Consider the following 15,140-nt stretch of genomic DNA (forward strand, 5'->3'; position numbering starts at 1 on the left):
CGGTCGATGGAGGGGTCGTAGACCTCACTGATCGGAAGGTTGCGCCCTCCCACGCGTCCGCCGAAGACGTAGATCTTCCCCCCGACGCTCGCCGCCCCCAGGTGGTCGCGGGCCGCGCTCATCGGCGTTCGGCGGGCCCACCGGTCCCGCCCCGGGTCGTAGATCTCGGTCACCGCCACGTCTCCCTCCGGGCCCACCCCGCCGACGGCCACGATCAGGCCCTCCACCACCGCGGCGGCCAGCGCCCCGCGGGGAGTGGGCAGGGGCGCCCGCCGCCGCCAGCGGTCCGCTGCCGGGTCGTATTCGAAAACAGAGACCACCGGCCTCCACGCCGGGTCGAATCCGCCCACCACGTACAGCCGGCTCCCCACCACCACCGCCGCCGCATGGTGAAGCCGCGCCGGCAGCGGCGCCCGGGTCCGCCAGGTGTCCGCCGAGACGTCGTACTCCTCCACGGCGTCGGTCGCGCCTCCGGGACCCAGCCCGCCCGCGATGTAGATGCGGTCGTCGAGGGCGGCGCCGGCGACCTCGGTGCGCTCGGTCAGCATCGGCGCGCGCCGGTCCCATCGCCCGGCCCCGGAAGCGGAGGCCGCCGCCGCTGCGGATACCGGGAGCAGGAAGAGGGCGGCCAGGCGGACGGAGAGGCGCATCGCCACGATGGTTCGCGAACCGCTGTCACCGGTTCCTGTCGCCGTCCATCCCCCCGCCGCCGGTCCTGCACCGGACGAGGGGCGGCCCGGGGGTGGCGACGGAGCCCGAGGCAGGCGGCATCTCTTCCGCCAGCACCCGACACAGCGCCTCGATCACCGCGGGGTCGAACTGGCTGCCGGCGTGGCGCCGCAGTTCGGCCACGGCCTCGTGGTGGGAACGGGCCGGCCGGTACGGGCGTGCGTCCGTCATGGCCACGTAGGCGTCGGCAGCGGCCAGGATGCGGGCGGCCAGGGGGATGGCATCTCCCCGGAGGCCGTCGGGGTACCCCGACCCATCCCAGCGCTCCTGGTGGTGCCGGATGATGGGAATGACGGGCTGCAGACTCCGCACCGGTGCCACGATCTGGGCGCCCACGTCCGGGTGGCGGCGTACCACGTCCCACTCGTCGGCGGTCAGCGGACCAGGTTTGCGCAGGATGGCGTCGGGGATGGCGATCTTGCCGATGTCATGCAGCAGGGCACCCCAGCGCAGCACCTGCAGCGTGGCCTCGTCGCACCCCAGGACCCGGCCGGTGGCCACCGCCAGCTCGGCCAGGCGGCGGCTGTGCTCGGCGGTGTAGGCGTCGCGGGCGTCGACGGCGTTGGCCAGGGCCAGGGCGAGCTGCACGTACGACTCCTCCAGGGCCTGGTGGGTCCGCACCCGCGCCAGGGCGTTGGCCGCGATCTCGGCCAGCGTGCCCAGCAGCCGCTCGTCATCCTGGTCGAAGGGACGGGCTGAGCCCGCCCGCAGCGCGCGCGCCACAAGCACGGTGCCCACCACGGTGCCCGCGGTGGTGCGCAGGGGCAGGCACACCGCCGGCCCCAGCCCCGCGACCAGGTCCCGGTGAGCGACCTGCGGGTCAGACTCCAGGCGCATGCAGCGGTAACTGTGCCCGGTACGCAGCACGTGTCCGGAAATTCCGTCCCCGACTCCGTGGTGGCGGCCCGCGGCGTCCGGCAGGCCCCAGGAGGCGATCACCTCAATCTCCCGGCGGTCGGGGTCGGCCATGCACAGCATCGCCACATCGGCATCGGCCAGACGCGCCGCCTGCTCGGTCACCTTGGCCGCCAGGTCCTCCTGCGTGTCGGTCCCCCGCAGGGCCTCGCTGGCGTGGGCGAGGGCGGAGAGGTCTCGCACGCGTCGGGCCAGTTCGTCCACAAGACGCGTGCGCTCGATGAGGACGGCTACCTCTCCGGCCACGGTGGTGAGGACCCGCAGGTCTTCCGGGGAGAACGCCTGGGGGCGGGGGCTCTCGGCATTGATCACGCCGATGACCCGACCGTCCACGCGGAGGGGGACGCAGAGTTCCGACCGGGTGTCGGGGATTCCCGGCACGTAGCGGGGATCGCCGGGGGCGTCGGGGGCCAGGACGGGTTCGCCGTGCCGGGCGACCCACCCTGTGATGCCTTCCCCGAGGGGAAGCTCGAGGATCGGGCTCCGAGTGGTCTCGTCGGTGGCCCGCACCCGCAGGCGGCCGTTTTCCACCAGCATGATCCACAGGTGTTCGTACCCCAACCTGTCCTTGATTTCCCGAATGATGGCCCGAAGTGTCTCGTCCAGGCCCGAGGCCCGGGTGCTGGCGGCGCCGACGGCGTGCAGCAGGTCAAGCTCGGCGACGCGGCGACGCAACGACTGCATGACATCCACCCGGTGCAGCGCCAGGGCGGCGTAGTTGGCGATGAGGGATAGCAGGCGGGCGTCGTCGGCGGTGAACCGGCCCACCTCGGGAGAGGCGGCGGACATGGTGCCGATCACCCGGTCGCCGGCGACCATGGGGACGGCCACAGCGCTGCGCATCCCCAGCCGGGCAATCAGCATCCGCGGGCGGAGGTGCGGGTATGTCCGAATGTCAGGGACCACCAGAGGGGTGCGCGTGCGGAACACGTGCCCCGACAGCCCCACTCGGCCGGCGATCGGGACGCGGTGGGTGCCGACGCAGTCGGCCGGCCATCCACAGCCGGCGTGCAGCACAAGCCATCGGCCGCCGTCGTCGGCCAGCCGCACGCCCACCAGCGGTGCCCTCAGCGCCGCGGCGGCTGTCTGGACGGCCAGATCCATCACATCTTGAGGGTGCTCGGCGGCCAGGATATGCGCCGAGAGGTCGGCCAGTGTCGTGTGCTCGGCTGCGCGCTGGGCGCGCGCCTGCTCGTACAGGCGGGCGCGGTGAATCGCTGCGCCGAGCATCTGTCCGGCCGAGGTCAGGGCGGTGAGGTCCGGGTCGCCCACCCGGCGCACGCGCCAAGGCAGGAGAAGGTTGAGGATGCCCAGCCGTTCGTCGCCGGCCCGGAGGGGGATACTGATGTGGCGGAACTCGGGTGCACGCGAGCGCGCGCCTGGGGACTGGCCCCGGGCCAGGCGCCGGAGGCGTTCGCATGCGACCACCGTGACCGCCTGCCGGAGGTCGCCGGCGAGCAGCATGCGCTGGCACCGGCACGGTGCCCAGCGGAGGGCCGCGGCATCATTGGCGGCCAGGTCGGACCGAAGGCCGTGGGCGACGGCGAGGGTAAACCGGCCGGATCTATCCACCAGGGTGATCCACCCCGTGGGTGCTCCCACCAGTTCCCGGGTGAGGGCCAGGCCGGTCTGCACGATCTCGTTCAGGTCCGTCAGGGCGTTGAGCCGGCGGGCGAGCGCCGCGAGAAGGTGCAGGTGGGAGGACACAGTGCGGCGGCCCGACCGGCTGCCGGTTCTGGATGCACTGTGAACGCTGCGTGTCACTGCCGCCCCTCCCCAACCAGCCGAAGGAGAGGCGGCACAGGTACGCCAGTGGTCGCCAGGGCCATCCCCACCTTCGGCAGCCCGGCTGACTCCGGAACCGGGGTGGTCGCGCCCCACTCCCGTCCGGAGTCCCGCGGCTTTGCGTCCCCGCCTCGCGACGGGTTTGCCTTTATCGCTGTGAGGACTCCGCGGCCGGTATGGAGCAACCGCCATGCCAGAGGGCGATTGGCCCTTGAATTTTTCTCCGAGAAGGACGAGCGCCCCGTGGCCATCCCGGTCAGGCCCGTGGTTCCGGCGGGCCTCCCCGCGCCCGGATGGCTGTCCCGTCGCCTCTATGTGCCGTCACCCGAACGTGGGACGTGCGTACCCCCTGCGTGCATGCTGTAGTAAAAGGATCGCTCCCCACCATGGTGACTGTCACCCGGGGAAAGGCCCCAAAGGCCCAAAAACGAGAGGGTACTCTGCCCGATACCCGCGAACTACGTCGTCCGCAACTTCCCGAAGGAAGAGTGCGTGGCTACCCTAGCGGGTACACCGCCCCGTCCTCGGGAACGTCAATTGGACCGGTGAAGGTCGTTGATGCCTCGGCTATCCACCGGGCAGGGGTTGCCTGCTCTCCCAGGTGCACCAACACCAGACGACGGGCGCCCGCGAGGGTGGCGACCCGGCCGGCCTCGGCCGGGGTAGAATGTCCTCCCACTCGCGCCCGGTCGGCTTCGTCTTCCGCATACGTGGCGTCGTGCACCAGGTAGGAGGCCCCCCTGCCGAACTGGGCAAGCGCTTCGAGAGGGCGGGTATCCGAGGAGTAGACGAGGCGGAGACCGGCTGGCGTCTCCCACCGAATTGCGAAAGTCTCGGGACCATGGTCGACCGGATGGGATGCGAGACGGTGACCGTGGTATTCCCAGAACACCGTACCGGGATCTCCGGGGAGCGGACGGTACTCTAAGAACGTCCCCCGTCGGTCCAGGTCCAGGGCTGCCAGGAGACGGCGCAGAGGTTCCACGCCCTGTTCGGGCACGTAGATCGGAACCGGCGTTAGCTGTCGGCCGCGGGCCAACAGCCACAGGTTGTGGACGAGGGACGGGAGTCCGTAGACGTGGTCGGTGTGGAGATGGGTGATGACTACTGCTGCCAGCCGAAGGGGGTCCACTCCTCCCTGCAGCAGCTTCCGGCAGGCGCTACCCGGACAGTCCACGAGAACTGCCCGATCTTCGATCACGAGTGCAAGGGCGGTATTATCCCGTGCGGCCGTCTGAAGCGCTCCGCCGGTGCCCAGGAGAATCAGACGCGGGGTCATAGCGGCAAGCAGGGAAGCCGGGCGAGGGCCTCATCCCGCCCGGCCGGGTAGAAGGGGATGCCGCGGGAGACTGCTATCACCGCGTCGTGAGGAGTGTCTCCTACAAGGAGAGCGATCTGACGCCCCTCCGCCCGCAGGCGGTCGAGAACGACCCCCTCGTCGCCGCCCTGCGCGTACGTGACATGCTGCGCGAGGCCCCGGCGGAGGAGATCTTCCACCAGCTCATTCTCAGGCATGCCATTCACCACCACCACGTCGTATCGCTTTTGCAGGACACGGAGTACCCGCCGGGCCGACGGAAATTCGGGTCTCACGGCTGCCTGCGCCGTCACGTACTCGGAGAACTTGTGAAGGAAATCCCGCCGATGCCGGTCGGCGAGGAGGACGCCGGGTTCCCTCGCAGTTCCCTCGAGCTGGGCCAGGCAGTTTGCACCACTGGTGCGAGCGAATCGCCTCGACCCGGGACCGGGTTACCTCTGGCAGGCCGAGGACCTCCCCCATGGCCTCCGCATCGGCGGCACTTGTGGCCGAGAATGTGTCCACCAGGATTCCGTCGTAGTCGAAGACGACCACCTGTCGAATCTCCGTGGTGTTCACCTACGCCATCTCTCCCTTCGCCCGCCGGGCATGCATGAGCTGTCGGGCGAGAAACATGACTCCGGCCGCCAGCAAGAGCGCCGACAGCGGACGGGTGATGAACACGGAGGGGTCGCCGCCGGTGATAATCATGGCGCGCCGGAATTCGGATTCGAGCATCCCCCCCAGGACCAGGCCCAGGATAAGCGGGATCAGCGGGTATCCCGCCCGCCGTAAGACGAACCCGGACAGCCCGGCCACCACAGCGACGGCGGCGTCAAACAGATATCCGTTGAGGGCATATGCACCGACGATTGACAGAACGATGATCAGCGGCGTCAGCAGCGGCGGGGGGATGCTCAGCGCCTTGACAAAGAGTCGGATGCCCACCAGCTGAAAGAGACAGGTGGTGAGGTTGGCCACGATCATGGCGAAGACCACGGCGTAAATGAAGTGAGGCTGAAAGGAGAACAACAGAGGGCCCGGAGTGATCCCGTGTAAAACCAGGGCCGCCAGGATGGGGACTGCCGCCGACTCACCCGGAAGGGCCAGGGTGAGGGTGGGGATGAGGCCTCCGCCGATGCACGCGTTGTTGGCCACTTCAGGGGCCATCACCCCCTCCAGCCTGCCCGTGCCAAACTCGTCGGGCCGCTCGGAGAGCTGTTTTGCCCGTTCGTAGGCGAGCATCACGGCCACGCTGGCCCCCGCCCCGGGGAGGATGCCCACCAGGGTACCGATCCAGCTGGACTCCAGCAGGATCCGCCACATTCGACGCAGCTGCCCCAAGCGGGGAAAGAGGCGGCCCAGGTGCCGGGTGACCACCTGCACAGCCCCGCCGGGCCGACCGGCGTCCTCCAACGCCTGGGTAATACCGAACATGCCGATCAGTACCGGCACTAACCCGATCCCGGTGGCCAGAAAGGGGTTGCCGAAAGTAAAACGCTGTATACCGGTCACGGTATCGATGCCCACCGTGGACAGCAGCACTCCCAGCGCACCCATGACGACACCCTTCAGAAGCGACCGGCCCGAGACGCTGGCGATGATGGTCAGGCTCGCCACCGCCAGGGCAAAGTACTCCGCGGGTCCAAAGAGCAACGAGAAGCGGGCGAGCGCCGGCGAGGCGGCCAGTAGCGCTGCAGTGCTGACAAGCCCCCCGATGAGCGACGCGATCACAGCCCCGCCCAGGGCCACACCCGCCTGGCCTTTGCGGGCCATCGGTAGTCCGTCCAGCACGGTGGCGATAGCGTTGGGGTTGCCGGGGATCCCGAACAGGATGGCCGGGATCGAGGCCCCCGTAACGGCCCCGAAGTACAGCCCCAGCATCAGGGCGATTCCCGTCAGGCTGTCGAGGTGAATCGTAAGGGGGAGAAATAGGGCCAGAGCCATGGTGGCCGTCAATCCCGGAAGGGCGCCCACGAAGATGCCGACGATATCTCCCGCGACGATCCACAGCAGGGTTGTGGGCTGCAGGACGAAGGCCAGGCCCTTTAGCAGAGGCTCCATGCCTACACTCCCAGGGGACCCCGGGGGAGGATCACGCCGAAAATCCTCGCGAAGATGGCCCACAGAAGGGCAGCGGTAGCGATTGCCGTGGCCAGGTGAACGGACACCGGATACCGACGAGGGCGGTCCAGCAACAGAGATACCCCTCCCATGAATAGGGCCGTGGAAGCCAGAAAGCCCACCCGCGGTAGCGCGACCAGGTATAAGACACCGGCGCAGGCGACCGCCGTCGCCCCCGACGCCGACACCATGCTCGGCGGGCGAGAACGGTGCAGGTCACCAAAGGTCGCCCAGGCCGCCCCGGCCGTTACCAGGACGGCCGACGCTACCGGTACCGCCCGGGGGCCAGGGTCTCCTCGGACGGGGCGGACCGGAATGCCGTTTGCCGCCACCAAGACACCCAGGCCCAGACCGACCAGGACGGCACCGAGGACCAGTCGCGCCGGGCGGGTCACTTGATCAGCCCAACCTGGCGGAGGAGTTTGGACAACTCCAGCGTCAAAACACCGAAATACCGTTCCAGCTCCTCGTTGGTGAGATAGTGCTTGACGAGGCCGTTTTGCCGGCTGAACGCGATCCAGTCGGGGTCATTCATCGCCCGTCCCACAGCCGCCGCAATGGCGCGGCGGGTGTCCATGGGAATCCCCTTCGGTCCGCTGATGGCGCGGAAGCTTCCCTGGGGAATGCCTTTGAACCCCAGTTCCTCAAGCGTGGGGGTCTGGGGGAACAGCGGCGAACGGCTCCGACTGGTGACGGCCAGGGGCCGCAAACGGCCAGTCTGACCTATGACCTCGGACTGGGAGAAGACCCCAGCGGCGACCACGCCTCCGAGAACGCCCGCGATCAGTCGGGCCCCACCCTCGAAGGGAACGACCGTCCACGGGTTCCCTGCGGACCGGTTGAGCGCTTCCGCGGTGAGGTGCGTGAGGGCTCCCACGCCAGCATGGCCGATGGTAATCTTTCCTGGTTCTCTCTTGCCCGCTTCGATGAGATCTCCGAGGGTCCTGTAGGGTGAAGTATCCAGGACCCCGATCACGAAAGCGTCCCAGTTCAGGCTGGCAATGTGGTCGAGCTGGAACACCGATCCGGTGGTGAGTCCCTGCAGAGACGCCGTAATGGTGTGGGTTCCCGATAGCAGCAGGGTGTGCCCATCGGGCTGGGCGCGCAACACCTCATTGGTCCCGATGCCGCTTCCCGCACCGGGGACGTTGCGGATGACGATGGGAGCGTCCAGAAACCGTTGCATCGCCCGCTGGAGCTGCCGGGCGATTATGTCCGTACCCCCACCGGCTGCGAACGGGACCACAATTGTGACAGCACGTCCTGCGGGCCACGTCGGTGCGCTGACGGCGTGAGACGCAAGCAGTATCACGAGCGCCAGAGCAGTCATGGCTCGGACCACGGAAGCACCTCCGGATGCGTTGTTCAAACATCATTTTACCGTCCCGGATCCGAACAGGCAGGGGAGCGTGCAAATGTTCTCAGGCCGCCGGCAAAGAATCAGCATCCCTTGACAGGATCCGATGCGTGGTCTCGGGATGTACGCTCATGAACTGGGCGAGCTGGGCATCCAGGTCTTGCTCTGTGTGGGGTGAGATGAACGTGTCAGGGAGGTTGCCACCACACTTTCGGAGCGCAGCGTGAGGCGGCTCGTATCCTGGCCCGATTGCAGGCTCCGGCGGAGGGGGGTAAGGTGATGGGGGCTTTTCCGTCCGGCGCGCGCGCGCCGCGGGTCTGAGCGGGCGCCGGGGCTAGGTCGAAGACCTGGAGACCGGGGGTGAGCGGATGAGGCTGCAGGGGAAGGTGGCTGTGGTCACGGGAGCGGCGTCGGGCATCGGTCTGGCCATCGCCCGGCGCTTCGCCGCCGAAGGGGCGAAGGTGGTGGCTGGAGATATCAATGCCACCCGCCTGGACGAGGCGGTCGCGTCCATCCGGGCCGGCGGGGGGGCCATCACCGGCGTCCACGGCAACATCGCCGACCGGCAGGCGGCGGAGGCGCTGGTGGATCTCGCGGTTGACACCTACGGCCGCATCGACGTGCTGGTCAACAACGCGGGCATCATGGACTTCATGCAGGGCGTGGGGGAGCTGGACGACGACGTCTGGCGGAGGGTGCTGGCTGTCAACCTTGACGGGCCCATGTTCACCATGCGCCGGGCCGTCCCCCGGATGGTCCAGCAGGGCGGCGGGTCCATCATCAACATCTCGTCCACGGCCGGGATCGAGGGCGGCGCCGCGGGAGCGGCATACACGGCCTCCAAGCACGCGCTGGTGGGGCTGACCCGGAACACGGCCTGGATGTACGCGCTGAAGGGCGTCCGGTGCAACGCCATCTGCCCGGGTGCCACCCGGACCAACATCGCCGAATCCATGATCCCCGAACGCATGGACCCGGCCGGTTCGGCGCGCGCCCAGGCGTATGCGGCGCTGATCCCCGCCATCCTGGAGCCCGAGGACATCGCCGCGCTGGCACTGTTTCTGGCATCGGACGAGTCGCGGCAGATCAACGGAGCCATCATCCCCGCCGACGCGGGGTGGACCGCTGCATAGCGGGCACGTCACGGAGTTCCCGGGGGATGCCGGCCCCTTTGGCCTGAGGCGACGCCGGAGTCGCAGAAGGCGCGGCCCATGGGGGAAGGGACCTGCCCATTCCGCGGGAGCTCCACGGACTCTGGAAGGAGGTCAGACGGATGGAGGATATCGGTCGCGAGCGGTTCGTGGAGGCGGTGGAAGCCCTCCTGGAAGAGATCCACGTGGGGCCGCCCGACCCAAGGTCCACGTGGGTGGTGAGCAACGAGCCTGCATCGGGCGTGCTGGGCACGCTGGAGGCGATCTCCGCCGGGGCGGCGTCCCGTCCGCCGGCTCCGGGCATGAACACCATCGCCGCCCACGCCGCGCACCTGCGGTACGCGCTGGACCTGGCCGCCCGCGCCCTGGCCGGCGAGGACGCGTATGCCTCCGCCGACTGGGCCGGCAGCTGGCGGACGCAGGTGGTGACCGCCCCCGAGTGGCACCGGCTGCGCGCCGACCTGCGGCAGGCGCACCGCCAACTCCTGCAGGCCATCCGCGACCGGCAGGACTGGTCGGACCGCGACACCCTGTGGGGCGTGCTGGCGCTGGTGGGCCACGGGGGGTATCATCTGGGAGCCATCCGCCAGATCGCCCGGCTGCTGAGGGAGTCACCCCCTCCTGGCGAGGGGCCATCTCGATGACCCGGTCGGCTCGGTCCGATCGCGCAGGCGGAGGTCCCTGCCACCGGATTGCGCATTGACCCCGACAGGGCAGCTCGGGGGAGACCGCATGGGTGAAAAACCGCGTCTGGCAGGGGAGTTGGTGGCGCGCCCGGAGGGATTTGAACCCCCGGCCTTCGGCTCCGGAGGCCGACGCTCTATCCGCTGAGCTACGGGCGCGCGGGCGCCGCGCAAGAAGGGGCGAGACGCACAGGGAATTATATCAGTGTGGCCGCCTCCCCTCAACGGAATCGCCGGCCGCTGGCCTTCCGCCACGTGACCCTGGTGGGGCCGCGGGGCCTGATCCTGGCCTATGCCGACAAGGCGGTGGTCGGCCCGCGCACCATCGGATTCACCCGCGCCACCTTCGGGCGGTCGGTGCTGCCGCGGCTGATGGCGCGGGCGGCGCCCTCGGTCACCCTGCTGGCCGGCGGCCGGCCCCGGCTGCGGCTGCGCGGCCTGCGGCTGACCTTCCCCTCGGGGGATCAGCGCCTGCCCGACGGTGGCTGGGTCTGCGACGCCGTCATCGGCACCGTCAACGCCGTGGAGCGCATGCACCGGGCCGCCGAGGTCCGCTACCGCCGCTGGAAGCGCTAGGCCCGGTCTACCCTCGCGTGGGCGGGGGGCATAGGACGGGTGCAGGAACCCTGAACGTCTGCGCCGCCTGCGCCGCCTCCTGCGTCCTGCGCCCGGGGGCGGGCGTGCCCGACCACGGCGGCGGCGGGGGTGGGTCTGTGGAAGAAGTCGCCGTCATCGAAAAGCGCCTCCTCAGCGGGTTCCTCCGGGATCGCTACCTGCTCGGCCGCGCCCTGGAGGCGGGGTTCCGCCCGGACCTGATGCCTCACGCCCTCGGCCGCACCCTGGCCAAGGTCCTTGGCGACATCTATGCCCAGAAGGAAATGCCCCTGGAGCCCCTGACGGTGCGGGGCCTGCTCGGGGAGCGCGGAGTCCTCTCCCCCGAGATGCGCAAATTCCTGGACGCGGTGGAGGCCACGCCCGAGCCCGACGCCGCCCAGGTCATGGCCTACGTGGACATCCTCAAAGCGCGGGCCGCCCGCCTGCGGCTGGTGGAGGTCAACACGGCCATCACCACCTATCTCGAGGAGGACCGGGCCGAGCGGGACGTGGTGGACTTCGTCGGGCAGATCATCCCCGCCCTGCTGGAGATCCAGCAGCAGCGCATGGCCCGCAACACGCCCGCCGCCGGGGAGGTGGGGTCCCGCATCGTCCAGGAAATCCTCGAGGGCCGGTCCGGCTCGACCCTGGGCTACGATCTGTCGCCGTTTGACCGCCTCAGCGAAGCGCTGTCGGGGTTGCGGCGAGGCTTCTACTACGGGCTGGCGGGGGCGCCTCGCCGGGGCAAGACCAACTTCGCCCTGGAACTGGCCGCCACCGTGGCCGGGCGCTACCGCATCCCGGTCCTGTATTACTCGTGGGAGCAGACCAGCCGGGTGCTGTTCGCGCGGCTGCTGGCCAAGGAATCCCTGGTCAACCCGGCGGCGCTGCTGTCCGCCGAATCCCGCGCCCCCTCGATCCGGGGCCGGGTCAAGGACGCCTGGGCCCGGCTGGAGAAGCAGCTGGGCACCCTGTACCTGTTCGAGGCCGGCCGCCAGGACACGGTGGAGCGGATCAAGGCCCGCGCCCACAACCTCATGCACGCCTACCAGACCGACGAGTGCGTCATCTTCATCGACTACCTGCAGCGGGTGCCCCTGGAGGAGAATGTCCACGACGAGAAGGCGCGCACCGACCTCATCTCCGCCAAGCTGGCGGACCTCAGCCTGGAGCTGAACGTGCCGGTGTTCGCCATCTCGCCGCTGGACAAAGAGGGCTGCCGGCTGGACGAGAAGCCCCACGAGGAAGTCTCCGAGTTTGCCCGCCCCACCATGCACCACTGCGTGGGCTCCGGCGACCTGGAGTACGACCTGGACGTGGCCATGGTCCTCAGCAAGGACTGGGTGGCCACGAAGAACCTGGAGGACCTGCTGCGCACCGAGGCCAAGGCCGGCCGGACCGACAGCGAGCTGATTCCCAAGATCGACATCCTGGACCTGCACCTGGACAAGAACCGGGACGCCCCGGAGACGATAGCCAGCACCGTCCAGTACGCCTTCTTCGTGACCCTGAACAAGTTCGTCGAGATCGGGTACAAGACCAGCGACGAGTTCAGCGCCGGCTTCCGGGACTTCGCCAAGATGCAGGCGATCCTCGAGCGCCTGCGGGAGGGCGGGCTGCTGACGGCCCTGTAGAAGGGAAGAGGGGGAGAGGCACCCCCTTCTTCCTTCTTCCCTCTTCCTTCTTCCCTCTTTGTCCGGCAGGACCCTCCCCCCGGGGTCGTGGAAGTGGGTCGGTGTCCGGCGGACTCCCAGCGATGGCCGCGCTGCTCACCGTTCATGCTTCCCGGTACCTCGCCGTGGCCGTGATCGTCGGCAACGCCGCGCTCGCCCTGTGGGCCTTCCGGGCGCACGTCGGGGGCCGGCGGACCCTGGGCGCAGCCTTCTGGACGGTCCTGCTGGCGGTGGCGGCGCTGACGGTGGTCCAGGCCGCCTCCGGCGCCGTCCTGGCCCTGGGCGGGGCGCGGCCCCGCACGGCGCTGCACTTCCTGTACGGCGGCCTGGTGGTTGCCGGCGCGGTGGCCCAGGTGGGGCTGCGGCCGGGAGGATTCCTGCGGCCGGCCCTGCACAACCCGGGAGCCGCCGGCCCGTCGGCGTTCGCGCTCCTGTGCCTGACCCAGGCGGCCCTGGTGGGCCGCGCCTTCACCACCGGGGCCTGGGGACGGTAGGACACGGTGGCGGGGAGGTGACGGCGATGACGTGCCGCGAGCGCCTGGAGCAGTACTTCCGGGAGAACGGCGTCCGCTACGAGCTCTCCACCCACCCGGAGGTTTACACCGCCCAGGAGGTGGCGGCGGTGCAACATGTGCCCGGCCGCCTGGTGGCCAAGGTGGTCATGGCCATGGTGGACGGATCCCTGGTGGCCCTGGTCCTGCCGGCGCCCAACCGGGTGGACTTCGCCCGCCTGAAGGCCGCCCTGGGAGCCCGGGAGGCGCGTCTGGCCCGGGAGCAGGAGTTCGCCCACGTCTTCCCCGACTGCGAGGTGGGCGCCATGCCGCCGTTCGGCAACCTGTACAACGTGCCGGTGGTGGTGGACCGCCAGCTCACCGAAGATCCCTACATCGTCTTCAACGCCGGCACCCACCGGGAGACCATGAAGATCGCCTACGCGGACTTCGCCCGGCTGGCGTCCCCGCAGGTGGCCGACTTCTCCCTCAAGCCCTGACGGCCGGGGCCGCACCGAGGGGGTGAGCGCGATGGTGCGGGCGGAACGGCGACTGCCGGCGGGAGACCGCCGGCGCGGCTTTGTCATTCCCGTGCCCCACACCCGCTCCGGGCAGAAGCACGTGCAGGCGTACATCCAGACGCTGCGGCCGATGGTGGCGGACATCGCCGCCACCCTGGACGTGGACCGCGCCGCCCTGCGCGACGTGGACGACCCCGACCAGATCGGCGCGGCGTATCTGGGGGCGTTCCTGGACGACCTGGGCCGCCGGCTGGCGGCCTCATGACTGCCCGTGGCGGCCCCTGGCCCCAGCAGCGCCGGCTGGCCGCCCACCTGCGGGAGGTGCTGCGCCGGCGCTTCGGCTGCCGGGACGCCTGGGTGGTGAGTTCCGGCGGACGCTGCCGGCTGGAGGTCCTCGTGGAAGGCCGGCGGGTGGTCCTTCTGGAGGACGCCGAAGACGCGTTCTGGGCGCGCTTTTACCAGCGGGTGCGGATCCAGCGCCGCCGGCTGGGAGAGACGGTGGAGCGGACCCTGCTGTGGCGCCGCCCTCCCCGGGAGCTGGCGGACCTGCTCAGCCCGTACTGGCAGGCCCGGTTCGGCCCGCCTGGGGGGGAGGGGGCACCCGGCGCATGAGCACCGTGCCCAGGAGGTAGAACGCCGCCGCGATCGCGAAGATGGCCCGCACCCCCACGCGGGGGATCAGCGATCCGGCCAGGACCGGCGCCACCGCGGCCCGCACGCCGACCAGGGTGTTGAACAGCGTGGTGTACAGCAGCACCCGGCCGGGCGGCGCGTAGTGGAGGACGGCGGCCAGCCACCCCAGGTCGATGCCGGCCGAGGCCAGGCCATCGGTGATCCCCGCCAGCAGGACCACCCAGGGATTGGGAGCCACCAGGTAGATCAGCGGCGTCAGGGTTCCGATGGTGAAAACGACCTTCAGGGCGCCGGTGGCCGTGCGCCGGTCGATCATCCGGCCCCAGGAGTAGAACGACAGCACCCAGGTGGCCGAGGTCACCGCGCCCAGCAGGCCCACCTGCAGGTTGGAGGCCCGCAGGTCCCGCACCAGCAGCAGGGGGACCGCCGGCCCGGTCAGCCACCCGCCGAACCCGAACACGAAGAAGGCCAGCAGAAACCGGCGGTAGCCGGGATCGTCCCGCAGCACCCGCGCGGCGGCACCGGGGGGAATGTGCTCGGGGTGCTCCGCCGGCCGGGGAAGGCGGATGCGGCCGAACACCACCGCGCTGGCCATGCCGAGGATCCCGGCGGCGGCGAACACCCACTGGAAAGGCAGCCGCTGCATCAGCGACCCGCCCACCAGCGATCCCGCGACCCACGCCGCCGCCATCACCACCTTGACCAGGGCCATGATGCGGCCCCGGGCGTCATCGGGATAGACCGTCCGCATGACCTGGGCGTAGCCCAGCGGGTTGACCGAGTTTACCGCGTGGTACAGGATGACCAGCAGCACGTAGGCCCGCGGGGACCGGACCAGCGGCATCAGCAGGAACAGCGCCCGCCCGGCCAGCGCCGGCCCCATGACGAGCCGGACCGGGTGCACGGGGCGGACGGCGTTCACCACCCAGAAGGACAGCAGGAACACCACCGCCGGCGCCGCGACCAGCAGGGAGACCTGAAGCGGGGTGGCGCCCAGCCGGACGCCCATCACCGGGATGAACGGCTGCGTGAGCCCGGCGAACGCGCCGTACAGGAACGCCGCCGCCATGTCGAGGCGAACGACGGCGCGGGTCCGGGGAGGCAGGGGGACTCGCAACCAGCGCCGGAGGACGTCCATCAACCTCCAGGGAGTTCGGTGTCGGCGCCGGGCCTCCTGGCACAGGAGC

General features: G+C 70.0%; 14 protein-coding genes, 1 tRNA gene and 1 riboswitch. Of the genes, 8 read left to right on the plus strand and 7 right to left on the minus strand.

What is annotated here, in order from left to right:
* The 5 genes from RB150_06995 to RB150_07015 form a co-directional block, all read right to left on the minus strand.
* Nucleotides 1-650 (minus strand): kelch repeat-containing protein (locus RB150_06995; GenBank protein ID MDQ7820280.1); only part of this gene is annotated, 650 nt, incomplete at its 3' end.
* Between the two features lie 25 nt (nt 651-675).
* The gene (locus tag RB150_07000) at nt 676-3,408 is read right to left on the minus strand and encodes a GAF domain-containing protein (GenBank protein MDQ7820281.1); all 2,733 of its coding nucleotides are present in this window, start codon (nt 3,406-3,408) and stop codon (nt 676-678) included.
* A 72-nt stretch (nt 3,409-3,480) separates the two neighbouring features.
* Nucleotides 3,481-3,586, minus strand: a riboswitch (cyclic di-GMP riboswitch).
* 339 nt (nt 3,587-3,925) lie between these two features.
* Nucleotides 3,926-4,708, minus strand: a complete 783-nt coding sequence (locus RB150_07005) for an MBL fold metallo-hydrolase (protein ID MDQ7820282.1) — start codon at nt 4,706-4,708, stop codon at nt 3,926-3,928.
* Between the two features lie 597 nt (nt 4,709-5,305).
* Nucleotides 5,306-6,790, minus strand: a complete 1,485-nt coding sequence (locus RB150_07010) for a tripartite tricarboxylate transporter permease (GenBank protein MDQ7820283.1) — start codon at nt 6,788-6,790, stop codon at nt 5,306-5,308.
* 451 nt (nt 6,791-7,241) lie between these two features.
* A complete protein-coding gene (locus RB150_07015; protein MDQ7820284.1) occupies nt 7,242-8,180 on the minus strand; it encodes a tripartite tricarboxylate transporter substrate binding protein in 939 nt (312 codons plus the stop codon).
* A 395-nt stretch (nt 8,181-8,575) separates the two neighbouring features.
* Between RB150_07015 and RB150_07020 the strand changes: the two genes are divergently transcribed.
* Both RB150_07020 and RB150_07025 read left to right on the plus strand, forming a co-directional pair.
* Entirely contained in the window at nt 8,576-9,340 is a 765-nt protein-coding gene (locus tag RB150_07020) for a glucose 1-dehydrogenase (GenBank protein MDQ7820285.1), read from the plus strand.
* A 140-nt stretch (nt 9,341-9,480) separates the two neighbouring features.
* Complete coding sequence (locus RB150_07025; protein ID MDQ7820286.1) at nt 9,481-10,002, plus strand: DinB family protein; 522 nt, start codon at nt 9,481-9,483, stop codon at nt 10,000-10,002.
* A gap of 122 nt (nt 10,003-10,124) precedes the next feature.
* Here the strand turns inward: RB150_07025 and RB150_07030 are convergent.
* A tRNA-Arg gene (locus RB150_07030) sits at nt 10,125-10,200 on the minus strand.
* Nucleotides 10,201-10,248: 48 nt separating this feature from the next.
* Between RB150_07030 and RB150_07035 the strand changes: the two genes are divergently transcribed.
* The 6 genes from RB150_07035 to RB150_07060 all read left to right on the plus strand — a co-directional run bounded on the left by RB150_07035 (nt 10,249) and on the right by RB150_07060 (nt 13,932).
* On the plus strand, nt 10,249-10,617 hold the full coding sequence (locus tag RB150_07035; protein ID MDQ7820287.1) for a hypothetical protein: 369 nt from the start codon (nt 10,249-10,251) through the stop codon (nt 10,615-10,617).
* 137 nt (nt 10,618-10,754) lie between these two features.
* Nucleotides 10,755-12,269, plus strand: coding sequence for a DnaB-like helicase C-terminal domain-containing protein (locus tag RB150_07040; protein MDQ7820288.1), 1,515 nt, complete (start codon nt 10,755-10,757; stop codon nt 12,267-12,269).
* 122 nt (nt 12,270-12,391) lie between these two features.
* Nucleotides 12,392-12,802, plus strand: a complete 411-nt coding sequence (locus tag RB150_07045; protein ID MDQ7820289.1) for a hypothetical protein — start codon at nt 12,392-12,394, stop codon at nt 12,800-12,802.
* 26 nt (nt 12,803-12,828) lie between these two features.
* The gene (locus RB150_07050; protein MDQ7820290.1) at nt 12,829-13,299 is read left to right on the plus strand and encodes a YbaK/EbsC family protein; all 471 of its coding nucleotides are present in this window, start codon (nt 12,829-12,831) and stop codon (nt 13,297-13,299) included.
* Between the two features lie 31 nt (nt 13,300-13,330).
* Complete coding sequence (locus tag RB150_07055) at nt 13,331-13,585, plus strand: hypothetical protein (protein ID MDQ7820291.1); 255 nt, start codon at nt 13,331-13,333, stop codon at nt 13,583-13,585.
* Complete coding sequence (locus RB150_07060; GenBank protein ID MDQ7820292.1) at nt 13,582-13,932, plus strand: hypothetical protein; 351 nt, start codon at nt 13,582-13,584, stop codon at nt 13,930-13,932. Before RB150_07055 ends, RB150_07060 begins: the two co-directional genes overlap by 4 nt.
* Here the strand turns inward: RB150_07060 and RB150_07065 are convergent.
* Nucleotides 13,871-15,091: an MFS transporter gene (locus RB150_07065; GenBank protein MDQ7820293.1), complete on the minus strand. Its 1,221-nt coding sequence runs from the start codon at nt 15,089-15,091 to the stop codon at nt 13,871-13,873. The genes RB150_07060 and RB150_07065 overlap by 62 nt on opposite strands.
* Nucleotides 15,092-15,140 lie beyond the last annotated feature (49 nt).

Source organism: Armatimonadota bacterium (assembly GCA_031081675.1).
Taxonomy (GTDB): domain Bacteria; phylum Sysuimicrobiota; class Sysuimicrobiia; order Sysuimicrobiales; family Kaftiobacteriaceae; genus Calidihabitans; species Calidihabitans tengchongensis.

Coding starts and splice junctions, on each gene's coding strand:
- RB150_07020 (MDQ7820285.1), top strand. CDS start 8,576: ATGAGGCTGCAGGGGAAGGTGGCTGTGGTCACGGGAGCGGCGTCGGGC.
- RB150_07025 (MDQ7820286.1), top strand. CDS start 9,481: ATGGAGGATATCGGTCGCGAGCGGTTCGTGGAGGCGGTGGAAGCCCTC.
- RB150_07055 (MDQ7820291.1), top strand. CDS start 13,331: ATGGTGCGGGCGGAACGGCGACTGCCGGCGGGAGACCGCCGGCGCGGC.
- RB150_07010 (MDQ7820283.1), bottom strand. CDS start 6,790: ATGGAGCCTCTGCTAAAGGGCCTGGCCTTCGTCCTGCAGCCCACAACC.
- RB150_07015 (MDQ7820284.1), bottom strand. CDS start 8,180: ATGACTGCTCTGGCGCTCGTGATACTGCTTGCGTCTCACGCCGTCAGC.
- RB150_07045 (MDQ7820289.1), top strand. CDS start 12,392: ATGGCCGCGCTGCTCACCGTTCATGCTTCCCGGTACCTCGCCGTGGCC.
- RB150_07050 (MDQ7820290.1), top strand. CDS start 12,829: ATGACGTGCCGCGAGCGCCTGGAGCAGTACTTCCGGGAGAACGGCGTC.
- RB150_07005 (MDQ7820282.1), bottom strand. CDS start 4,708: ATGACCCCGCGTCTGATTCTCCTGGGCACCGGCGGAGCGCTTCAGACG.
- RB150_07060 (MDQ7820292.1), top strand. CDS start 13,582: ATGACTGCCCGTGGCGGCCCCTGGCCCCAGCAGCGCCGGCTGGCCGCC.
- RB150_07065 (MDQ7820293.1), bottom strand. CDS start 15,091: ATGGACGTCCTCCGGCGCTGGTTGCGAGTCCCCCTGCCTCCCCGGACC.